This window comes from Roseovarius aestuarii (genome assembly GCF_019966515.1).
GTDB lineage: Bacteria > Pseudomonadota > Alphaproteobacteria > Rhodobacterales > Rhodobacteraceae > Roseovarius > Roseovarius aestuarii.
The window spans coordinates 25,869-48,103 of sequence record NZ_JAIMIB010000001.1 but is presented as its reverse complement, the minus strand read 5'-3'; the positions used below and the strand labels follow the sequence as shown (position 1 = coordinate 48,103).

Below are 22,235 nucleotides of genomic sequence, written 5' to 3'. Positions count from 1 at the left end.
CCTGTTCGTGACCTGATGGAGAGTGGAATGCCATTCGAACCGACAGACTATCTGCCCTATGATTTTGCCAACCGACGCCATATCGGACCCTCGCCAGAGGAAATGAGCGAGATGCTGGAGACGCTTGGCGTGGACAGCCTGGACGCGCTGATCGACCAGACCGTGCCCAAGAATATCCGTCAGGACGAACCGCTTGATTTCGGGCGGCCAATGTCCGAGCGCGAGCTTTTGCATCACATGCGCCTGACCGCCGGCAAGAACAAGGTTCTGTGCTCGCTGATCGGGCAGGGCTATCACGGCACCGTGACGCCTCCGGCGATTCAGCGCAATATCCTGGAAAACCCGGCCTGGTACACGGCCTATACGCCTTATCAGCCCGAGATTTCGCAGGGCCGTCTTGAGGCGCTGTTGAACTTCCAGACCATGGTCAGCGATCTGACCGGGCTTGAGATTGCCAACGCCTCGCTCCTGGACGAATCCACCGCCTGCGCCGAAGCGATGACCATGGCGCAGCGGGTGTCGAAATCGAAGCAGATGGCGTTTTTCGTGGACCGCGATTGCCATCCGCAGAACATCGCCGTCATTCAGACCCGCGCGGCCCCTCTGGGGATCGAGGTGATCGTCGGCAACCCCGACAAGATGGATGCCAGCAAGGTCTTTGGCGGCATCTTCCAGTATCCCGGCACCTACGGTCACGTGCGCGACTTCACCGATCACATCGCCAAGCTGCACGAGCACAAGGGTATTGGCATCGTTGTCGCCGACCCACTGGCATTGACCCTGCTGAAAGAGCCTGGTGCCATGGGTGCCGATATCGCCGTCGGCAGCACGCAGCGCTTTGGCGTGCCGCTGGGCTATGGCGGCCCGCACGCGGCATATATGGCGTCGAAAGATGCCCATAAACGCTCGATGCCGGGACGCATTATCGGCGTCAGCATCGATGCCAATGGCAACCGCGCCTACCGCCTGTCGCTGCAGACCCGCGAACAGCATATCCGCCGTGAAAAGGCGATGTCGAATGTCTGCACGGCGCAGGCCCTGCTGGCGGTCATGGCGTCGATGTATGCGGTGTTCCACGGGCCCAAGGGCCTCAAGGCGATCGCGCAGCGTATCCACCGCAAGACCGTGCGTCTGGCCGAAGGGTTGGAAAAGGCCGGTTTCAAGGTCGACCCCAAAGTGTTCTTTGACACGATTACTGTGGATGTCGGCCCCTTGCAGGCGGCGGTGATGAAATCTGCCGTGGATGAAAAGATCAACCTGCGTAAGGTCGGTGAAACCCGTGTCGGCATCAGCCTCGATGAATGCACCCGGCCCGAGAATATCGAATCGGTTTGGCGCGCCTTCGGGATCTTCAACAAGGACGACGATTTCGAACCTAAATACCGTGTGCCCGAAAACATGCACCGGAAGACCGAATATCTGACCCATCCGATTTTCCACATGAACAGGGCCGAGACCGAGATGATGCGCTATATGCGTCGCCTCGCGGATCGTGATCTGGCGCTGGACCGGGCGATGATCCCGCTGGGAAGCTGCACGATGAAGCTCAATTCGGCTGCCGAAATGATGCCGGTGAGCTGGCGCGAGTTTTCGCGGATGCATCCGTTTGTCCCAAAAGATCAGGCGGAGGGGTATCTTGAGCTGATCGATGATCTTAGCAAAAAGCTTTGCGATATCACCGGCTATGACGGGTTGTCGATGCAGCCCAACTCGGGCGCGCAGGGTGAATATGCCGGGTTGCTGAGCATCGCTGCCTATCACCGCGCCAATGGGGAAGGCCATCGCAATATCTGTCTCATTCCAATGAGCGCGCATGGCACCAACCCGGCAAGTGCGATGATGGTGGGCTGGAAGGTCGTGCCGATCCAGTCAAAGGAAAACGGCGACATTGACGTCGATGATTTCCGCGCCAAGGCCGAAGAGCATTCGGAAAACCTTGCAGGCTGCATGATCACCTACCCCTCGACCCACGGCGTGTTCGAGGAAACCGTGAAGGATGTCTGCAAGCTGGTGCATGATCACGGCGGGCAGGTCTATCTGGACGGTGCCAACATGAACGCCATGGTGGGCCTTTCCCGCCCAGGCGATCTTGGCGGCGACGTGAGCCACCTGAACCTGCACAAGACCTTCTGCATCCCGCATGGCGGTGGTGGCCCCGGCATGGGACCGATCGGCGTCAAGGCGCATCTGATCCCGCATCTGCCGGGCCATCCGGAAACCGGTGGCACTGAAGGTCCGGTTTCGGCGGCACCCTTCGGATCGCCGTCGATCCTGCCGATCAGCTGGGCCTATATCCTGATGATGGGTGGCGAAGGGCTGACTCAGGCAACGCGGGTTGCGATCCTGAACGCCAACTATATCGCCAAGCGGCTTGAGGGCGCCTATGACGTGCTTTACCGCGGCAAGAACGGCCGGGTGGCGCATGAATGCATCATCGACACGCGTCCCTACGCGGATTCAGCCCATGTGACGGTGGACGACATCGCCAAGCGGCTGGTCGATAGTGGCTTCCACGCCCCGACGATGAGCTGGCCGGTGGCAGGTACGCTGATGGTCGAGCCGACGGAGTCGGAATCCAAGGCCGAACTGGACCGTTTCTGCGATGCGATGCTGTCGATCCGCGAAGAGATACGCGCGATCGAAGACGGCAAGATCGATCCCGAGAACAACCCGCTGAAACACGCCCCCCACACGGTCAACGACCTGGTGGGTGACTGGGACCGGCCCTATAGCCGCGAACAGGGCTGCTTCCCGCCGGGCTCGTTCCGGGTCGATAAGTACTGGCCGCCGGTCAACCGCGTCGACAACGTTTTTGGCGACCGGCACCTGGTCTGCACCTGCCCGCCGATGGAGGAATATGCCGAAGCGGCAGAGTGATCAGGGTCGATCATTCGAGCATAATAGGGCGGCCTTTTCACGGGCCGCCCTTTTCATTGGTGCTGAAAAGGTTTGTTGAAATCAGGGACAGAGCGCATGAGATTTCGGGGAATCGCTCTGATCAGATGTATGTCGGAACAATGTTGCAGGCTCGTGACAATCGGTGTCGAACCGGATCTGCGTCCGCAATCGGGCATCGCGTGCGGGATCGGCAGGGCGATAGCGATTCGACCGGACCCGACGCAGTCGCAGGGCAATGCCGAATACCCCGATGGCGATATAGCTGGTCTGGATCATGAAGGCAGGCAGGTTGTAGGCGGTCGTCAGGCTGACAAGGACAAAACTTGCAGCGGTGACCTGAACGACCGGGAAGGCGATGCCGTTGCCGCACATGAACCCGCTCTGGACCGAAAAGAAACCGCCTATATAGATCATGAAGCCGATGATCCCGATCAATTCCGCAATGTCGGGATAGGAACGAATGAACTCGATAACTGTCTGCACGCTGTGCCCCATTAACGTCCCGAAAACTCGCGGACTCAAATCAATAAATAAACATGTCCGACGATATGGCCGGTATTAATATGGTTACACTATCGAGGAGGGGGCAGGAGGGTTAGTCAGGTTTCCCTTACCCTCGGGGAAACCAGTGTTTCGAATTGCCGGGATCAGTCCCGGGCGCGCAGAATGCGGGAGGGCCGGGCGGAAAGCGGACCCATGGCAAACCCCAGGCCCGCCAACAGGGATACGCCAATCCCACCAGTGATGATCGCCAAGGCTGAGGGCCAACTGATACTAAAACGGGTCTCCATGATGTAATGGCTGACGGCCCAGCCACCAAGCAGCCCGGCGCCAAGGGCCACGACCCCGGCGGCGACGCCCAGCAACAACGCCCGGAGGGCGAGGCTTGAAAGAATCTGCGCGCGTGTCGCGCCCAGCGTCTTCAGGACCGCAGCCTCGTGTCGTCTGGCCTGTTGATCGGCTGCCGCTGCGCCGATGAGCACAAAGAACCCCGTCAGCAATGTGGCCGCCGCACCCCAGGTCGAAGCGCGCGCCAGCCCAGCCAACAAATCGGCAACCCGATCGACCGCGTCGCGCACCCTGATCGCAGTGACATTGGGATAGGTGTTGGTGATGTCAGTCATGATCGCGGCTTCGGCACCGGGTTCGGCATAAGTGGTGGCGATGAACGTGTGTGGCGCGCCTTCCAGCGCGGTGCGGTTCATTACCATGACAAAACCCATTCCGGCGGTGGAAAAATCGACCTCGCGCATGCTGCTGAGGGTCGCGATGATATCGCGGCCCAGAATGTTGACGGTGATCTCGTCCCCCAGCTTAAGCCCTAATTCGGACGCTTCTTCTGCGGCAAAGCTGATCTGCGGCGGGCCGTCATAATCTTCGCCCCACCATTCACCCTCGGTTATGGTCGTGCGTTCGGGCAAGGGGCCAGCATAGCTGATGCCCCGATCACCTTCGACTACCCAATGGCCACCGGCGACCTCGCGCGCGGGTCGGCCATTGATCTTGCTAAGAATGCCGCGCAGCATCGGGGCGCGGTCGATTTTTGACACAGCAGGGTCTGAGGTCAAACGTTCCAGAAATCCCGGCATCTGATCTTTTTGCAGATCGACAAAAAAGAAACTGGGCGCGCGACCGGGCAGATCGCGTGAGATTGCGCCGCGCAGGTTGCTGTCAATCTGGCCGATGGCCGCCAGTACCGACAGGCCCAGCCCCAGCGAGAGGACAACCGGGATGGTGGTTGCCCCGGGTCCACCGATGGCGCCAAGCGCCCAGGCTAAGGTTGGGCGGCGGCGGATGCGGGGGCGGGCGCGGTGTGCCAGCCAACGGATGGCCCCGGCCGACAAAGCCAACAATACCAGTGCCGCCGTCACGCCACCCAACATCCAGAGGGTCAGTTGGGCATTGCCCGACAACCAGATCGCGGTGGCCAGTAGCGTCGCGATCAGCGCCGCGGTCGCGATCAGAAAGATCGGGCGTGGTAGCCTGGCATTGGGCGGTAGGCCGTCGCGGAAAAGCGTGGCGGCGCGCACCTCTTGCGTGCGAGCCAGCGGCCAGAGGGTAAAGATCAGGATCGTAAGCGCGCTATAGAGCGCGGCCTCGGCAATCGGCGCGGGATAAGCGCCAAAGATCGCGGGCACGGGCAGGGCGGCTTTGATCAGTGGCGCCAGCATCATGGGCAGGCCGACACCAAGAATAAGCCCTGCAATCAGGCCCACAATGGCAAGCGCCGCGACCTGCAGGAAATAGGTCAGGAAGATGGTGTTCTGATCCGCCCCCAGCGTTCGCAGGGTGGCGATTGTCTGGGTCTTGCCTGCCAGAAAAGCCCGGAGCGCGGCCGAGATGCCAACACCGCCCACAGCCAACCCGCTTAGCCCGACAAGCACCAGAAAGGCACTGAGCCGGGTGACGAAACGCGAAACATTAGGCACGCCATTTCGGGCATCAAGCCAGCGCATCCCGCTACTTTCAAACAGCTTTTCCGCCTCGCCCTGCAAGGTGGAGAGGTTGGCGCCATCAGGCAATAATAGGCGGTATTTTGTGGAAAAGAGCGTGCCGGGTTCCAGCAGACCGGAGTTTTCCAGCGACGGAGTGGCGACAATCGTGCGCGGCCCTAGGGCAAAGCCGCTGGCAATGCCATCCGGTTCATTTATCAGTCGCGCCATCAACCGGAAATCCTGCGTGCCCAGGCGGAAATTGTCACCGGGCTCAAGCCCAAGCCGATCTGCCAGCAGGGGTTGCATCACCGCGCCGGGCATGCCGTCCTGATCCGCGAGGGCCGTCGCGAGCGGCATCTCGGGGTCAAGGACCACCTGTCCTGCCAGCGGATAGGCACCGTCCACGGCCTTGATCTGGCTCAGGCTGCGTTCGCCGCCGGGGATTGTTGCCATGGACCGGAAGTCAACGATCTCAGAGGTTCGTTCGGCATTGTTGCGCATCCACGCCTTCTCTGCCTCATTGGCGAAGCGGTAGGTGAATTCCATTTCCGCGTCACCCCCCAGCAGGGTCGCGCCCTCGGCTTCTAGACCAGCGCTGATGCTTTCGCGGATCGTGCCGACCAGCGCGATGGCGGCAACGCCAAGGATGATACAGGCCAGAAAGATGCGGAACCCGCGCAAGCCGCCGCGTAGCTCGCGCCGGGCCAGGCGCGTTGCGGTGCGCAGGCTCATTCGGCGGCCTCGGACGCGGTCTCTTCAGGGGCGATCCTGCCATCATGCAAGGTGATCACGCGGTCGCATCGGGCCGCCAGATCGGGGGCATGGGTGACCAGGACCAGCGTGGTGCCGTGGCGCTCTTGCAGGCCGAAAAGCAGCTCGACGATCGCCTCGCCATTGGCGCTGTCGAGATTGCCCGTGGGTTCATCCGCCAGCACGATATCGGGGCGCGGTGCTGCGGCGCGCGCCAGTGCCACCCGTTGTTGTTCGCCGCCCGACAGCTGCGAAGGATAATGTCCCGCGCGGTCAGACAGACCTACGGCAGCCAGTTCATCGGCGGCGCGGGCATGGGCATCTCGGTGGCCCGCCAGTTCCAGTGGCGTGGCGACGTTTTCCAGCGCGGTCATCGTGGGGATAAGGTGGAAAGATTGAAAAACCACGCCGAAATGATCGCGGCGCAGGCGCGCTAGCTGATCTTCGGACATGGCCGACAGATCATGGCCAAGCGCAGTGACCGATCCGCCGGTTGCCTGCTCCAGCCCACCCATCAGCATCAGAAGCGAGGATTTTCCCGACCCGGATGGGCCGACAAGGCCCACGCTTTCGCCCCGGTGGACATCCAGCGTGATCCCCTTAAGTATCTCAACCAGGCCGGCATTGCCCCTGAGTGACAGTGTGGCACCGGAAAGAGACAGAACGGGGTTGTCCATGGATTTGCGCCTGATTACAAAAGATTTTCTGACATATGGGGGTTTCGCCCTTCAAGGCAAGGTTGCAGCCCTGTTTCTTTTGCTGTCGGGGCCGGTCTGGGCCGACGAGGTCACAGTGCTGGCGCTTGGTGACAGCCTGACGCAAGGCTACGGGTTGGTAGAGGAAGACGGCTTTGTCCCACAGATGCAGGCCTGGCTGGACGGGCAGGGGGTCGATGTCAGGCTGATCAACGGCGGTGTTTCAGGCGATACCACGGCGGGCGGAGCCGCGCGGGCAGCGTGGAGTATGACGCCTGATGTTGATGCGATGATCGTGGCGCTTGGAGGAAATGATGTGCTCCGGGGGATCGACCCGGCGGTCAGTCGCGAGAACCTGTCGCAGATCCTGCAGGTGGCAAGCGACAAGAACGTCGAAGTACTGCTGATAGGCCTGCGCGCCCCGGGAAATTACGGACCTGATTACAAAGCTGATTTTGATACGATATACCCGGAACTCGCCGCGCAGTACGGCGTCGCCCACGTCGAGAGCTTTTTTGCCGGGATCGAAAAGTTAGACCCGGCGGAATGGCCCGCGTTTTTCCAGGCGGACCGGATTCATCCCAATGCTAAAGGTGTGGCGCGGATTGTCGAGCAGTTGGGACCGGACGTATTGGAGCTGGTGCATCCCGGGTAGCGCGCGAAAGACCCCTCGCGCCACATGGTTGCGAAATTTTAGAGCCCCAGCTTGGCGCTGACGATCTGGTTGACGGCTTTGGGGTTGGCCTTGCCACCGGTCGCTTTCATCACCTGACCCACGAACCAGCCAGCCAGTTTGGGATTGGCCTTGGCCTTTTCCACCTGTGCCGGATTGTCGGCGATGATCTGGTCCACCGCGGTTTCGATCGCGCCCGTGTCGGTGACCTGCTTCATGTCGCGATCTTCGACGATCTTCGCCGGATCACCGCCCTCGGTGTAGACGATCTCGAACAGGTCCTTGGCGATCTTGCCGGAAATCGCGTCTGAGGCGATGAGATCGACAATACCGCCCAGTTGCGCGGGGCTGACCGGGCTTTCGGTAATGTCGTGGTCATCTTTCTTGAGGCGTCCGAAAAGCTCGTTGATGACCCAGTTTGCGGTCAGTTTGCCATCACGGCCTTGCGCGGCCTCTTCGAAATAAGCAGCGTTGGCCACGTCGGCGGTGAGGACGCTGGCATCATATTCGCTAAGGCCGAATGTGCTGACGAAACGGGCTTTCTTGGCGTCGGGCAGCTCGGGCAGGGATGCGGCAATATCGTCAACCCAGCCCTGCTCAATCTCCAGCGGCAGCAGATCGGGATCGGGGAAGTAGCGGTAATCATGCGCCTCTTCCTTGGAACGCATCGAGCGGGTTTCATTCTTGTCCGGGTCATATAGCCGGGTTTCCTGCGTGACCTCTCCGCCGCCTTCGACGATGCCGATCTGGCGGCGGGCTTCATAGTCGATGGCGGCCTGAATGAATCGCATGGAGTTCATGTTCTTGATTTCGCACCGCGTACCCAGGTGCGAGAAATCACCGCTTTCGCGGTATTTCTCATACTGACCCGGAAGGCAGATCGAGACGTTCACATCGGCGCGCAGATTGCCGTTTTGCATGTTACCATCGCAGGTGCCCAGATAGCGCAGGATCTGGCGCAGCTTGGTGACGTAAGCCGCCGCCTCTTCAGGGCCACGAATGTCAGGACGGCTGACGATTTCCATCAGGGCGACGCCGGTGCGGTTCAGGTCGACGAAGGACATATTCGGATCCATGTCGTGGATGGATTTACCCGCATCCTGTTCCATATGGATACGTTCGACCCGCACAAGCCGCGCGATGCCGGGTTCCATGTCCACCAGGATTTCGCCTTCACCGACAAGCGGTTCATAAAGCTGGGAAATCTGATAACCCTGCGGCAGGTCGGGATAGAAATAGTTCTTGCGGTCAAAGGCAGATTTCAGGTTGATCTCAGCCTTGAGGCCAAGACCCGTACGCACCGCCTGTTCAACGCAATACTCATTGATCACTGGCAGCATGCCAGGCATGGCGGCATCAACGAAGGCGACGTTCGAATTGGGTTCCGCGCCAAAGCGGGTCGAGGCGCCTGAAAACAGCTTGGCATTGGACGAGATCTGGGCGTGCACTTCCATCCCGATCACAAGCTCCCAATCATGCTTCGCGCCGGCAATTACCTTGGGTTTTGGGCTTTCATAGGTCAGGTCAAGCATTGTCTCGCCTCTCGATTTTCTGTCGGCTCTTCTATGCCAGCGACCCTGCGCGGGCAAGAGGGCGAAACACGTTGTTTCCACTAGCTTTTGTCAAAAGCGATGGCATTTTGCCGAATTTCGGGTTTAGTCGTGCGCATGTCTAATTGGAGTTCATGCATTGCCCCATCGCTCCGAAACCAGATGCAAAAGCCCCGCGATTGAAACACATGACCGGATCCGGAGGAAAGGTGCCGCGAAACATAGCAGGCGGTTTTACCTGCGGTAGCAGCTTTACGTGAGGGCAGAGGGAAGAAATTGGTGACATCTAATTCCTATTTTGTTTTGTTAACCAATACAGGGGCGGCATTCCGATGTGCCCACAGCACTTTCTTGGGGAGGCTCGCAGATGGCTAATGTGATTGGCACCAAGTGGGGGCCGAACAAGATCGGGACCAAGGGTGGTGTCGTTACCTGGAGTATTGCCGGTGCTGGTGAAAGTACGAATAACTTTGATGCTGGTGGTGGCAGGTCGGTCAACGGCAGCAGTTTTCTGAATTTCGATTTCCGCCAGGTGATCAGTGACGCCTTCGCGGCATGGTCGAGCTATGGCAACATCGAGTTTATGCAGGTTGCTGATCCCGGTGGCGCTGCCGGAGCGTCCGCCGCATCCGATATCCGCATATTCTTTGGCCCAATACCCGGTCGCGTTATCGGATACGCTTTCTTTCCAACAAGAGACGACTCGGCGATCGCAGGTGATATCCTGCTGGACACCTTAACGTCGTTCAACTCGAACAGGGCCGATTTTCGCGCCTTGGTTTTGCACGAGATAGGGCATGCACTGGGGTTGGGACATGTGGCCGCCAACTCGGTTCTGACGCCAGTTCTCTCGGCAACGAGCCTGCAGCAAGATGATATCCGGGGCATTCGACAGATTTACGGACGACAGGATAATGCTGATCCGGTTTACAATATCAAAGGCGGCGGCACGGTTAGAATTCTTGAAAGTCCGGCTAATCTTACGATTAAGGGCAATAGCAGGGACAATAGGGTTATCGGAGCCAGCGACGACGATTCGATCAACGGTGCACAAGGCGACGATACCCTCAGGGGTGGCGACGGTGCGGATTCGCTGAACGGCAGTAGCGGGAACGATGACTTGTCGGGCGGAGCCGGTGCAGATGTGCTGAAGGGGGGTATCGGGCGTGACAAACTGGCGGGCGGTGCCGGTGCGGATGTGCTGAACGGTGGCCGCGACAAAGATACCGCCGATTACAGCAGCAGCTTAGCCGCAATCGCATTCGATCTGGCGGTGTCGTCGACTGGCACCGCCGGTGATGCGCTGGGCGATACACTTATCAATATCGAGAAGATCCTGGGTGGCGCCGGAAACGACACTCTGCTGGGCAGCAACGGTGTCGACCGTTTCGCCGGTGGCGATGGCGCCGATTTCCTGAGCGGTCGTGATGGCAATGATAATCTGGCCGGCGGAAACGGGACCGATACGCTGGATGGTGGGGCTGGCAACGATAATCTTGTCGGCGGTTCAGGTGCCGATCTGTTGCAGGGTATGGCCGGCAAAGATGTGCTTAAAGGCGATGCTGGCAATGATACGCTGGAGGGTGGCGACGGCAACGACACTCTGGACGGCGGTCATGATCAGGATGTATTGAACGGCGGTGCCGGTAATGATGCGCTCACGGGAGGGCGCTCTGCCGATACTTTCGTTTTTGTCGACGGTCATGGCAATGACAGGATCACCGATTTCAAGCCGAGTAGTACGGTCGAGTTCATAGATCTGAGCGGTGTTACCGTGTTGAATAGTTTTGGTGATGTCGTGGCGGCTTCCAGCAACACCGCAAAAGGTGTGCTTATCGATACCGGTGGCGGCGATTCAATCCTGGTGAAAGGTATCCGGTTGAACGTATTAGAGGTTGACGACTTCCTGTTTTGATGCCGGGCCTTGCTGTCGCGGTGATGCAAGCTGTCCGCTGGGCAGAAAACACATTATTTTCAGTTGGATCGCATCAGTTTTGATAGTCCGGCCAGCCGGTTGGAAGGTGGTGTTATTTCGCAACCGTGCCGTATCAGAGCATCTCGCCCATCGACCGGCTTTGCGGCAACCTTTGGGCCGCCCGACCATAATTCTGCCAGTATTAACCATTAGCTTTTAATGTGCTGTGCGCTGCTGCGCGGTTATGGGGGTGACGGACAACGCCGGCAGATGATGACCCAGCACATGCGCAATGCGCGGTCGGGGAGGGCAGGCGATAAACGCTGAGGGATGTGATTTGGCCAATATCTTCGGAACGAAATGGGGATCGAGCACGCTTGGTACTCCGGGTGGAACTGTAACCTGGAGCATCGCTGGCGCTGGGCTGGACATTTCACGCTTTGGCATAAATACGCTGCAGTCGGTTTCGGGTAATTCATTCCTGAACTACAATTTCGTGAATGTAATCGCGGACGCCTTTGCCGAATGGTCGACATACGGCGATATCGAGTTTCAGCAGGTCGCCGATGGTGGCGGCGCGGCAGGTGTAGGGTTAGACGCAGATATCCGCATCTTCTTTGGTGCGATTCCGGGCAGCACCGCAGGCTATGCGTTTTACCCTTCCTCGCACGGGTCGGCGATTGCTGGTGACATTCTGCTGGACACGCTGACTGTCTTCAACACCAATCAGACATTGTTCAGGTCCATCGTCTTGCATGAAGTGGGGCATGCGTTGGGTCTTGGGCATGTGGACGACAATTCAATCCTGACTCCGACCATTTCCGAAACGACGCTGCAACCCGATGATATTGCCGGCATTCAGGCGATTTACGGCGTGCAGGATAATGTGCCGCCAAACAATAACAACAGTATCGACCAGACCCTCGTTGGTACCGGCGGCAGGGATACGATTAAGGGCAACGATGGCGACGATACGATTGATGGCGGCGGTGCCCGAGATACGCTGTATGGCGGTGACGATGACGATATCGTGGATGGTGGTACCGGCAACGATCTGTTGTTCGGCAATTCCGGAAACGACTCGCTTCTTGGGGAAAATGGCAAAGATATTCTGAAAGGTGGCAGCGGGGATGACACGCTTGAGGGTGGCGCTGGTGACGATGTCCTGAAGGGTGGCAGAGACTCCGATGTGCTTATTAGCGGTGACGGAAATGACATACTCTGGGGCGGTAAGAATGCTGATCAGTTCGTCTTTGGCGATAATCACGGTGTCGACCGAATTTTCGACTTTGCCGCAAAGAATTCGCTGGAAAAGATTGACCTCAGCGGCGTCACCGGATTTGACAGCTTTAGCGATGTTCGTGCCGCTGCCACCAAGAAAAACGGCCACGTGCTGATAGACACCGGCCCAGGCAGTCTGATCGTGATAAAGGACACCCCTTTGTGGCAGTTGGATGCCAGTGACTTTCTGTTCTGACGGCGCGCGTTTAGGCGCTTGGGTACCGTTGCGTCTGATTACCAGTCGGCGCCGCCCCAATTGTATGGCGCCGCGCAGAGGGCCGTGACGACGTTGCGATCTCACCAGTCGGAACGTTTTTCCAGGTAATTTAGTTGCCTAACAATGGCTTCAGGCTCGAATGGATGCCGCAGCGCTTCTTATTGTTGAGCCGGAAGCAGATACATTCCCGATCCGGAAAACGCGACGGAGTTGCCCCCGGCGATCTCGTCAGCGAAATGCTCGGCAATCACACGCAGGGCGATTTGGCGGCCCTTGGCGACAAGCGCGTTATTTACGGGCAGGGGCCGTGTCGACCCTGGTGTGAACAGGGCCTGTGCCCATATCATCGGATGTAGCTCCCGCAGGTGACCGGTCAGGATGTCACCGAGCAGGCCGTGCAGGCGTTTACGGGTACGTTCAGCCGCAGCGGGGAGTTTGTCGGGGAAAGCGTCAGGCCCCATCGTGATGGCGCAGAAAGCTGCCATGAGATTGGTGAGATGCTGGTTTCTACACCGGGACAGAATGTCTGTCATTCCCTGAACGAATAAATCGCAATCCAGGTGGTTCAGGGTGTCCGCATCCAGTGCAAGAGCGTCGAGGTAAACCCAAGTGTAGCCCCCGGCGCCCCAGATGTCGGCGGTGCGCGCGACGCAACATTTTCCCTCGCGTTCAAGCTGCTTGTGATCGCCGTACTGCGCGGGCAGCAGAAATTGGCCCAGGGCGCGCATGTGATGCGGACAATCGGGGTCAAGGTCGATCAGGGCCTCGTAATCAGTCACTACGCGAGATCCCGGTCGGGGTCTTGCGGCCTGCAACGCACATTGTGCCGCTGCGAGCGCGGGAGAATCTAGCTCAACGCCGTCGAACGTACCAAGAATGTCCTCCGCGCGCTTGAAATGCTCCTTGAAACGAAGCCGGCGCAGCTGGTCGTCGCTTTCCTGCGCAGCCGTTCGCCAAGCCGTGCCGATGTCGATATGGGCCAGCGCCGTGACCAGTGCACAGGCATAATCGCCATAATGTTCGGCCAGCATCTCCTCTAGAGCGCCGATGCCGTCCGCGCTGGGCTCGGCCTCGTCATAGATCGCATCTTCGGCCATCGCGACCACGTCGTGGCGGGCGCCGGAGGCCAGCAGCAGGGTGGCGGAATTGCCAGCAGGCGTGTGAAGGCGACAATCCTCGGCATGCTGGATACATTGCGACAGCTCCTCCCAGTTTTCCTGGCGGGCAAGTTTCGATCCCTTGGCGCGATAGCGCGCGCACGCTGTTTCTTCATCGGTGATCGGCAGAGAGGGCAGGATGATGCGCTTGCTCAGCGTGCCCAGATCAATCTCCTGATCAGGGTCTGGCTGCAGCGCTCCCTTTTGGCGAGGCAGCGCGGCTTTCAGGGAATTGAGGACCGATCCCGTGAGGGATTTGCCATTTTTAAAAGGGGCGCGCATGGTTCCTCCCGCTCACTCACCCGGTCAGAGTAGCGGCGGTTAAGGGCCAAAAAATGTCGGGCCTTGGGTGAAGGCGGGGAATTTAGCGGGCCAGTCAGGGACGTTGCGCTTGGCCGCCAAACCAGCGAGAATGCCCGGATGAAACGCGCAATTCCCCTTCTTTTACTGGCCTTTTGGCCGGGATTCGGTGCGGCCGAGACTGCCGGGGCGGTTGAACTTGCCATGTCGAAGCCTAAACCACCCGCCCGTGAAGGCAATTTACCGCGCACCCGATGGGAACACCGGCCCGAGGCCCAGCTTTGGACGCGCGCGGCGCTATCGGCCCTGAAAGAACACGGGGCACGGCTGCCACGGACCGTCCCGCGCGACATCGCCAACTGGTGCCCGGCCTATCCAAGCGCGACTGAAGACCAGCGCCGCGCGTTCTGGGTGGGCCTGATGTCTACGCTTGCCAAACACGAAAGCACTTTCCGCCCGCAGGCCGTGGGCGGTGGCGGAAGGTGGTTCGGTTTGATGCAGATTTCACCGGGGACGGCGCGCAGCTACAAATGCCGGGCGCGGTCGGGAGAGGCGTTGAAGAAGGGCACGGACAACCTCTCGTGTGCGATCCGGATCATGGCGGTGACCGTGCCCCGGGATGGCGTTGTCTCGAAGGGTATGCGCGGGGTAGCGGCGGACTGGGGGCCATTTCACAGCCGGGCGAAACGCGATGACATGATGAGGTGGACGCGTCGGCAGACTTATTGCAAACCGATGAATGCTGTGCGGCCCCGGCCTCGTCCGATCGAGGTTGCGAGCGTGGCAATCGATTAGAGCGCTGTTCGTAATCCAAAGTCAGGGACTATGATTTGCCTGGCTGATTGTGCCAGAGCGAAGCGGGATTGCCAGATCTGTAATACCGAGAATCTGTATCCGACCCGGCAGCACAAACAGCAATAGGCCGACTTTCAGACTTTCAGCACGTTTCTTCATTTTTTGCGCCGTAGCTTGACTTTGCACAAAGATAGTCAGGCCCAAGTCATCCAGAGTGATACCAATTCGAGCATGGCGAAACCCGCAAAAGGAAACCGGCATAGGTGTAATGGTTTGTCGATTACTACGGTCATGTTGATCGGGATAAATCCCGTCTTGAATGTAGCGTAGATGCGTAATAGCGCGGCGAAATATGCATATGCAAGAGCTGTGCGTCGAGATTTCATACGAGTTGAGGATGATCAAAAGCCACTTTGCAAATCTCTTTGAGTTGGGGTTCCGCCCGTTTTTCTTGCTTGCTACGGGTTTTGCTGCGCTCGCAATCATCCTTTGGATAGCGATGTGGTCGGGAGAGTGGCAGGTGACCGGGCCATTTTCGCCGGTCGATTGGCACATCCATGAAATGCTTTTTGGTTATAGCTCTGCGGTTATTTGCGGTTTTCTGCTAACCGCCGTGCCAAACTGGACCGGGCTTGACCCGATCAAAGGCTGGCCATTGGCGCTTGCCGCGCTGTTGTGGTTGGCGGGGCGGGGGGCTGTATTCGGACTTACCGGCTTGTCCAATATATGGGTGATGTGGATTGAGGGCAGTTTTCTTGCAAGCCTCGCTGTGGTCACTGCCGTCCAACTGATTGTGTCCCGGAACTGGCGTAATCTTGTGGTTGTCGGGCTGGTGGGACTCTTGCTGGGCGCGGATATCTGGTTCCATTTGGAAGTCAACGCAACAGGCAGCACCGATGCCAGCCGGCGGGCAGGGTTTGCCGTGATCGTGTTGATGATCATGGTGATCGGCGGGCGCATTATTCCGGTTTTCACCAGAAACTGGCTGGTCGCGCAGCGGGTGACGTCTTTGCCAAGGGGTTTTGGACGGTTTGACGGTCTTTCGCTGCTGGTTGCCGTGATTGCGATGGGATTGTGGGTTGCGATGATCGATCATGTGATAACGGCGCTGGCATTGGTGGCAGCGTCGATAATGCATCTGATCCGTATGTCACGCTGGCAGGGGCTGCGCGTCCTGCGCTCGGCGATATTGTTGATGCTGCACATAAGCTATCTATGCCTTGTCATTGGAATAGCGTTGCTTTCGTTGCCGATTGTAAATCCGGATTTCACCCAGGTGGCGGGGCTGCATGTGCTGGGTATGGGCGGGATAGGCGGCATGACCATTGCCGTGATGCTGCGCGCAAGCATGGGTCACACAGGCCGCAAGCTGGCGGCGGGGCCAATGCTCAGCGTGGCATTTGGCCTGATAATTGTCGCGGCATTTATACGGGCGTTGCTGCCGGACATATCACCTGCCAGCGCGTCCGGCATCGTGATCGCGGCACTTATGTGGGTTGCTGGTTTTGTCCTGATAGCAATACGCGTCTGGCCCTGGCTGACGCGCCCCAGGATTGGCCCGTCTTAATCTTTACGACCCGTTCCCGGGATGCCTGTCACGCGTCGTTTTCTAAGAATTCGTCGACTGTCGCATCAAGCGCCACCCAATCCGTGAATTCCCGATCGCCGTCTGCCAGGTTTACGTCCTGATCGGCCAGCAGGACGTGGCGCAGAACCTGACTTTCGAAATAATCGTAGCTATCGCGTCTGACTGCACCCGCCACCAGCGCCTCTTGTGTCGGCGCAAAACCTGTCCGCATCTCCATTTCGGAGAGGTATTCCTGTGCCTCTTCGAGACCGCTTTCAAAAGCGGCTTTCAGGCTGACGGAAATCATCAGCGTGTCATGGGCAGCAAGGTCTTCACAATAGGCTGTCACGGTCCCCTCGAATGATCGCGGATGGCGGCGTTCATGCACCGGGGCAGCTAGAATGACCTTGTCGACCTCGTCAAAGGAAACCTCCAAATCTTCGTCGGAGGTGTTGACGATTTGCACATCATAGCCGGCATTGCCGAGACGTTCGTTGATATGCCGGGATATTTTGCCGGTTTGTCCTTCGATCGTGTCGTAGAGAAGCAGTATGTTCATGGTCGCGTATCCCTGTTCAAGTCGCGTACCCGCAAGAATGCGCGCCTAAACGGGAGGTCGTCCTTGTCTGAGATCAAACTGCGAAGAAAAATGCGATTTCTGATGGCCGGCGACTTATAGGCGCCGCGCCTGAAATGAGACGGTACCAGCCATTGCGTGCTGCCTTTGTCTCGGATTGACATGCGCGCCATGTTGGTCAGGGCCCGAGAATGCCGGTGTACAGTCCCCTATATCGCCCCTAACGTCGCGATATGACGGAAGATGCCGATATCCTCGACAGCCCCTATGCCTGGGCACGTCTGGTGGTGTCGCTGTTGATTGCGGTGATCTGCAGTGCGGGTATCTGGGTCATGGTGCTGATTATGCCTGCAGTGCAGGCAGAATTCGGTGTGAGCAGGGGAGACGTCTCGCTTCCCTACACGCTTACGATGATCGGATTCGCCATCGGCAATTTTGGCATCGGGCGGATGGTCGATGCTGTCGGGGCGACCAAGGCGATCATGGGTGCGGGCATCATATTGGGCGCCGGGTTTGCGCTGGCGGCGATCAGCGGGTCAATCTGGGCACTGTCGCTGGTGCAGATGGTGATTGGTTTCGGCGCGGCGGCGGGATTTGGGCCGTTAATGGCCGATATCTCGCAATGGTTTTTGCGCAGACGCGGCGTTGCCGTGGCGATTGCTGCCAGTGGTAATTACCTGTCGGGCGCGATCTGGCCGCTTTTGCTGACAGGTGTGCTGGAGGATCAGGGCTGGCGCGGCGTTTATTGGGTGCTGGCGGCGGCCACGGTACTGGGCATGATCCCGCTGGCGCTGATCTTGCGGCGGCAGGTGCCGCTGGCGGCGCGGGCAAGGTCCGATACGATTTCACACAAACGCGCGCAGGCAGCGGGGATCAGGCCAGGCGCGCTGATGATCCTTCTGGGCATGGCAGGAATCGGGTGTTGCGTCGCCATGTCGATGCCCCAGGTCCACATCGTCAGCTTCTGTGTCGATCTGGGATATTCTGCAGGGATTGGTGGGCAGATGCTGTCTTTGATGTTGCTTTGCGGGGTTGTCTCGCGCCTGGCCTCGGGGTTTCTGGCAGATTGGCTGGGTGGGGTGAAGACGGTGCTGATCGGCTCGGCGTTGCAATGCCTGGCGCTCTTTCTTTACCTGCCTGCGGGCGGGCTTGTGTCGCTTTATCTGGTTTCGGCGATTTTCGGGCTGGCCCAAGGGGGAATCGTGCCCAGCTATGCGGTTGTGGTACGTGAATACATGCCCAGCGAAGAGGCCGGGCGGCGGGTTGGCTTCGTGCTGATGATGACGATCCTGGGCATGGCCATCGGCGGTTGGATGTCGGGATGGATCTACGACGTCACCGGAGATTATGGCATGGCGTTCCTGAATGGCATTGCGTGGAACTTCCTCAATATCGCGATCATGCTGATGATTCTGACGCGCACAAGAACACGGTCGGTGGCACCCGCCTGATCCATTGCTACCGCTCGCGCTGACCCCAAGCCCGAAGGGCGCCGCGCCGCTCAAAACTCCAAAGAAAAATGTCCGCCCCAGGTCACTCCTGACCAGCCTTGTTCTGTATGACCCTGGCTTAATTGCCGGGCAGGTTCTGCATGTGTTTTTCGCCGCGTGCCTCTGAGAGCGCGATCTGTTTCTGGCGCTCGCGAAAGCGGTTCTTGTCGTCTTCTGAGGTTTCATCAGCGCAATGGTGGCACGCAACACCGTGCTCGTATTCCGGGCGTTTCAAGTCGGCAGGCAGCACCGGGCGGCGGCAGGCATAGCAAAGCTGGTGTGGGCCTTCGCGCAGGCCGTGTCCAACCGAAACCCGCCCGTCGAAGACGAAGCACTCGCCCTGCCAGGTGCTCTCTTCCGCTGGCATTTCTTCGAGATACTTCAGGATGCCGCCCTTGAGGTGGTAGACGTCCTCGACCCCTTGCCCCAGCAGATAATTGGTGGATTTTTCGCAGCGGATGCCGCCGGTGCAGAACATGGCGATGCGTTTATTGTGGAAACGGTGTTTGTTTGCTTCCCACCAGGCGGGGAAATCACGGAAGCTGGCGGTTTCGGGGTCTATGGCGCCCTGAAACGTGCCGATGGCGACCTCGTAATCGTTGCGCGTGTCAATGACGGCCACATCGGGGCTGGAGATTAGCTCATTCCATTCAGCGGGTTCGACATAATGCCCGGTGCCCGCAAGTGGATCGACATCGGGCTGGCCCATTGTCACGATCTCTTTCTTCAGGCGCACGCGCAACCGGCCGAAGGGCTGGGTTTCAGCAAAGCTTTCCTTGTGTTCGAGATCCGCACAGCCGGGCAGGGCGCGCAGATGGGTCAGCACCTTGTCGATGCCCGCGCGTGGTCCGGCGATGGTGCCGTTCACGCCCTCGGAGGCGATCAGAAGGATGCCGCGGATATCTTGGGCCTTGCACAGGTCCAGCAATGGTCCTTGCAGGCTGGCTGGGTCGTCAAATCGGGTGAAGTGATAGAGGGCGGCGATGGTATACATGGGGCTGCGATTTACGCCTTCGGCAGCGTCCGGGCAAGAGGGAGAGATTGACGCACGCCAGACACCTGCGTAGGCATGAGATCAAAGGAGACCCCGCTATGACCCAGGCCTTGATCGTCATTGATGTGCAAAACGATTTCTGCCCGGGCGGGGCGCTTGCAGTGGCGGGCGGAGACGAGATTGTGCCGGGCATCAACGCGCTTATGGCAGAGTTTGGAGCGGTTGTTCTAACGCAGGACTGGCACCCGGCGGGGCACTCGTCTTTCGCGTCCGCCCATGAGGGGCTGGCTCCGTTCGGGACGATTGAAATGCCCTATGGCACCCAGGTCCTGTGGCCGGATCATTGCATTCAGGGCAGCGACGGCGCGGCGTTTCATGCAGATCTGAATACCGACCGGGCCGACATGATCGTACGCAAGGGCTATAACCCGGCGATCGACAGCTATTCGGCGTTTTTCGAGAATGATCACGAAACGCCAACCGGCTTGCACGGCTATCTGCAGACGCGCGGGATTGATCAGCTTACGATGGTCGGGTTGGCAACGGATTTCTGCGTTAATTTCTCGGCCGTGGATGCGGCAAAGCTGGGCTATGGCGTGACTGTACGGTCCGATCTCTGCCGGGCGATTGATCTGGATGGGTCGCTGGTCGCCGCGCTGGACGGGATGGTCGGTACGGGCGTGCGGGTCGCATGATGCCGGGCCGTATTGCCCCCTGCCGGGATTCCCGTCATAGTGGCACGTCGAGTAGGAGGGCCTGAGCCATGCGCAAGTTTCTTGTTGTTCTTGATGACAGCCGTGAATGCCTGAACGCAATGCGTTTTGCCGCGATGCGGGCGGCACATACGGGAGGCGGCGTTGCAGTTCTGGCGGTGATTCCGCCCGAGGAATTCAACCATTGGATCGGCGTGGGCGACATCATGCGCGAAGAAGCCCGGGAACGCATCGAAGTGCATTTCGAGGTCTTCGCCAAATGGATGCGCGATAAGCAGGGTGTCGATCCCGAACTGGTAATCCGCGAAGGCGAGCCTGTGACCGAGATCATGGCGCAGGTGCACGAAGACGGTGAAATCGGCGTGCTGGTCCTGGGTGCGGGCACCGACAAGAAGGGCCCCGGTCCGCTGGTGACACAATTGTCGCGTAATTCGGGCTCATTGACGATACCGATCACTATCGTGCCGGGCGATCTGAGCAAGGAGCGGCTGGAGGCGATTACCTGACAGCTACTGTCAGTTTAGAATCGTTCCAAACCTTGACTTGACGCCCCCCCGGGCGCATATCAGATGCAGACGCGAAAAGGGGCTGCCTCATGTTCATCCAGACCGAATCCACGCCCAACCCGGCGACACTGAAATTCTTGCCCGGCCAGACCGTGCTGGAAACCGGCACCGCTGATTTCCCCAGTGCCGAAGGCGCTGAGCAATCGCCGCTTGCCGCGCGCATTTTCAAGGTGCAGGGCGTTACCGGCGTGTTTTTCGGCAATGATTTCGTGACCGTCACCAAATCGGACGAAACCGAGTGGGACCATGTCAAACCCGCCATTCTGGGCGCGATCATGGAGCATTTCCAATCGGGCAAGCCGATCATGACCGGCGCCAGCGCTGCACCCTCGGGTCATGCCGAACATAGCGGCGAGGATGCCGAGATCGTGGGCCAGATCAAGGAATTGCTGGATACCCGCGTGCGCCCCGCCGTGGCACAGGATGGTGGCGATATTACCTTCCACGGGTTTGAGCGCGGCGTGGTTTACCTGCATATGCAGGGGGCCTGCGCCGGATGCCCCTCGTCCACCATTACCCTGAAGATGGGGATCGAGAACCTGCTGCGGCACTACATCCCCGAAGTGACCGAGGTACGCCCTGTTGGTGTCTGAACCACTGGTTCTGGGATTTGACACATCGGCCGCGCATTGCGCGGCCGCTTTGTTGCGTGGGGACCGTATCGTCGCGGCTAGAACGGAAACGATGGCGCGCGGACAGGCCGAACGGCTGATGATACTGCTGGAAGAGCTTTTGACCGAGGCCAACGAGACCTGGGCAAACCTTCATGCGATCGGGGTCGGCATCGGCCCCGGCAATTTCACCGGCATTCGCATTTCCGTTTCCGCCGCGCGGGGGCTGGCGCTGGCGCTGGATGTTCCGGCGGTGGGGGTGTCCACCTTTCAGGCGCTCGCCTTCGGGCTAGGTAACGCCGTCGCGGCTGTGAAGGGGCCAGCGGACAAGACTTATATTCAGATTTTGAACGGTCAGTCGGAAGGTGCGCCCGTTATTTGCGGTCCGAACGAGTTTCCCGACTATCCCAGCAAGGCGGAGCCGCACTTTGTAGCCTTCCCGTCGGTCGAAGCGTTGTATCTGGAGGCACCGCTGCAGCCTGTAATACCGCTCTACCCTCTGGCGGAAGCGATTGCACGGATTGCCGCGGCGCGACGGTTCAACGTGACGATAACACCCCCTGCACCGCTTTACCTCAAACCGGCGGATGCCGCCCCCTCTCGCGACGTACCGCCGGTGATTCTGGATGATGACTCCTGACCAATTGGCCCGCCTGCATGCACGTGCCTTTGCCGGGCAGGGGCGGGCGTGGTCAGCGCCGGAATTTGCAGACTTGCTGGCAAGTGCGCATGTCTTCCGCGTGGGTGACACAAGCTCTTTTGCGCTAGGCCGGGTAATCGCAGGCGAGTCGGAGTTGTTGACCATCGCCACGGATCCTGACCAGCAACGGCGAGGGCTGGGCCGTACCTCATTGCGTGCCTATGAAGCGGCGGCCAAAGACCGAGGCGCTGAGATATCGTTTCTGGAGGTGGCGCGGGACAACAATGCCGCGCTGGCGCTCTATCTTGCTGAAGGCTACGCAGAAATCGCCTGCCGTAAAGGCTATTACACCCGGCAGGACGGCCATCAGGTTGATGCGCTGATCTTGCAGAAATTACTCCTTTGACGGAT

At 59.2% G+C, this 22,235-nt stretch carries 20 protein-coding genes; 12 read left to right on the top strand and 8 right to left on the bottom strand.

Features of this window, described 5'->3' with window-relative positions:
- Positions 1-27: 27 nt before the first annotated feature.
- Positions 28-2,877 (top strand): aminomethyl-transferring glycine dehydrogenase, encoded by a 2,850-nt coding sequence (gcvP, locus tag LC334_RS00235; RefSeq protein ID WP_085798745.1) that lies wholly within the window; start codon positions 28-30, stop codon positions 2,875-2,877.
- Positions 2,878-2,958: 81 nt separating this feature from the next.
- On the opposite strand, the gene LC334_RS00230 is transcribed toward gcvP, so the two are convergent.
- The 3 genes from LC334_RS00230 to LC334_RS00220 all read right to left on the bottom strand — a co-directional run bounded on the left by LC334_RS00230 (position 2,959) and on the right by LC334_RS00220 (position 6,760).
- A complete protein-coding gene (locus LC334_RS00230) occupies positions 2,959-3,381 on the bottom strand; it encodes a CBU_0592 family membrane protein (RefSeq protein WP_139836246.1) in 423 nt (140 codons plus the stop codon).
- A gap of 164 nt (positions 3,382-3,545) precedes the next feature.
- Complete coding sequence (locus LC334_RS00225) at positions 3,546-6,065, bottom strand: ABC transporter permease (protein WP_085798236.1); 2,520 nt, start codon at positions 6,063-6,065, stop codon at positions 3,546-3,548.
- The gene (locus LC334_RS00220; protein WP_085798235.1) at positions 6,062-6,760 is read right to left on the bottom strand and encodes an ABC transporter ATP-binding protein; all 699 of its coding nucleotides are present in this window, start codon (positions 6,758-6,760) and stop codon (positions 6,062-6,064) included. The genes LC334_RS00225 and LC334_RS00220 overlap by 4 nt, the downstream gene beginning before the upstream one ends.
- Between LC334_RS00220 and LC334_RS00215 the strand changes: the two genes are divergently transcribed.
- A complete protein-coding gene (locus LC334_RS00215; protein ID WP_085798234.1) occupies positions 6,759-7,433 on the top strand; it encodes an arylesterase in 675 nt (224 codons plus the stop codon). The genes LC334_RS00220 and LC334_RS00215 overlap by 2 nt on opposite strands.
- A 38-nt stretch (positions 7,434-7,471) precedes the next feature.
- Here LC334_RS00215 and gatB read toward each other — a convergent pair whose 3' ends face one another.
- Entirely contained in the window at positions 7,472-8,983 is a 1,512-nt protein-coding gene (gene gatB, locus LC334_RS00210; RefSeq protein ID WP_085798233.1) for an Asp-tRNA(Asn)/Glu-tRNA(Gln) amidotransferase subunit GatB, read from the bottom strand.
- A 385-nt stretch (positions 8,984-9,368) separates the two neighbouring features.
- Here gatB and LC334_RS00205 point away from each other — a divergent pair, with 385 nt between their 5' ends.
- A complete protein-coding gene (locus LC334_RS00205) occupies positions 9,369-10,916 on the top strand; it encodes a matrixin family metalloprotease (RefSeq protein ID WP_085798232.1) in 1,548 nt (515 codons plus the stop codon).
- A gap of 337 nt (positions 10,917-11,253) precedes the next feature.
- Positions 11,254-12,393 (top strand): matrixin family metalloprotease, encoded by a 1,140-nt coding sequence (locus LC334_RS00200; RefSeq protein ID WP_176237579.1) that lies wholly within the window; start codon positions 11,254-11,256, stop codon positions 12,391-12,393.
- A gap of 179 nt (positions 12,394-12,572) precedes the next feature.
- Here LC334_RS00200 and LC334_RS00195 read toward each other — a convergent pair whose 3' ends face one another.
- A complete protein-coding gene (locus LC334_RS00195; protein WP_085798230.1) occupies positions 12,573-13,853 on the bottom strand; it encodes a hypothetical protein in 1,281 nt (426 codons plus the stop codon).
- A gap of 138 nt (positions 13,854-13,991) precedes the next feature.
- Between LC334_RS00195 and LC334_RS00190 the strand changes: the two genes are divergently transcribed.
- Positions 13,992-14,666, top strand: coding sequence for a transglycosylase SLT domain-containing protein (locus LC334_RS00190; protein ID WP_085798229.1), 675 nt, complete (start codon positions 13,992-13,994; stop codon positions 14,664-14,666).
- Between the two features lie 21 nt (positions 14,667-14,687).
- Here the strand turns inward: LC334_RS00190 and LC334_RS23245 are convergent, their stop codons facing one another.
- Positions 14,688-15,221: a hypothetical protein gene (locus tag LC334_RS23245; protein WP_223412866.1), complete on the bottom strand. Its 534-nt coding sequence runs from the start codon at positions 15,219-15,221 to the stop codon at positions 14,688-14,690.
- Here LC334_RS23245 and LC334_RS00180 point away from each other — a divergent pair.
- On the top strand, positions 15,118-16,233 hold the full coding sequence (locus tag LC334_RS00180; protein WP_223412862.1) for an NnrS family protein: 1,116 nt from the start codon (positions 15,118-15,120) through the stop codon (positions 16,231-16,233). The genes LC334_RS23245 and LC334_RS00180 overlap by 104 nt on opposite strands.
- Before the next feature lie 28 nt (positions 16,234-16,261).
- On the opposite strand, the gene LC334_RS00175 is transcribed toward LC334_RS00180, so the two are convergent.
- Entirely contained in the window at positions 16,262-16,792 is a 531-nt protein-coding gene (locus tag LC334_RS00175) for a flavodoxin domain-containing protein (protein WP_085798226.1), read from the bottom strand.
- A gap of 251 nt (positions 16,793-17,043) precedes the next feature.
- Here LC334_RS00175 and LC334_RS00170 point away from each other — a divergent pair, with 251 nt between their 5' ends.
- Complete coding sequence (locus LC334_RS00170) at positions 17,044-18,261, top strand: MFS transporter (protein WP_085798225.1); 1,218 nt, start codon at positions 17,044-17,046, stop codon at positions 18,259-18,261.
- 118 nt (positions 18,262-18,379) lie between these two features.
- On the opposite strand, the gene trhO is transcribed toward LC334_RS00170, so the two are convergent.
- Positions 18,380-19,294, bottom strand: coding sequence for an oxygen-dependent tRNA uridine(34) hydroxylase TrhO (trhO, locus tag LC334_RS00165; protein ID WP_085798224.1), 915 nt, complete (start codon positions 19,292-19,294; stop codon positions 18,380-18,382).
- A gap of 98 nt (positions 19,295-19,392) precedes the next feature.
- On the opposite strand from trhO, the gene pncA reads away from it, so the two are divergent.
- The 5 genes from pncA (at position 19,393) to LC334_RS00140 (ending at position 22,230) form a co-directional block, all read left to right on the top strand.
- Positions 19,393-19,989 carry a bifunctional nicotinamidase/pyrazinamidase gene (gene pncA / locus LC334_RS00160; protein ID WP_085798223.1) on the top strand — a complete coding sequence of 199 codons (597 nt, stop codon included), beginning with the start codon at positions 19,393-19,395 and terminating at the stop codon, positions 19,987-19,989.
- Between the two features lie 68 nt (positions 19,990-20,057).
- Entirely contained in the window at positions 20,058-20,513 is a 456-nt protein-coding gene (locus tag LC334_RS00155) for a universal stress protein (RefSeq protein WP_085798222.1), read from the top strand.
- Positions 20,514-20,602: 89 nt separating this feature from the next.
- On the top strand, positions 20,603-21,166 hold the full coding sequence (locus LC334_RS00150) for a NifU family protein (protein ID WP_085798221.1): 564 nt from the start codon (positions 20,603-20,605) through the stop codon (positions 21,164-21,166).
- The gene (gene tsaB / locus LC334_RS00145) at positions 21,156-21,824 is read left to right on the top strand and encodes a tRNA (adenosine(37)-N6)-threonylcarbamoyltransferase complex dimerization subunit type 1 TsaB (RefSeq protein WP_085798220.1); all 669 of its coding nucleotides are present in this window, start codon (positions 21,156-21,158) and stop codon (positions 21,822-21,824) included. The genes LC334_RS00150 and tsaB overlap by 11 nt, the downstream gene beginning before the upstream one ends.
- Positions 21,811-22,230, top strand: coding sequence for a GNAT family N-acetyltransferase (locus LC334_RS00140; RefSeq protein WP_306372149.1), 420 nt, complete (start codon positions 21,811-21,813; stop codon positions 22,228-22,230). The genes tsaB and LC334_RS00140 overlap by 14 nt, the downstream gene beginning before the upstream one ends.
- The last annotated feature ends 5 nt before the right edge of the window (positions 22,231-22,235 follow it).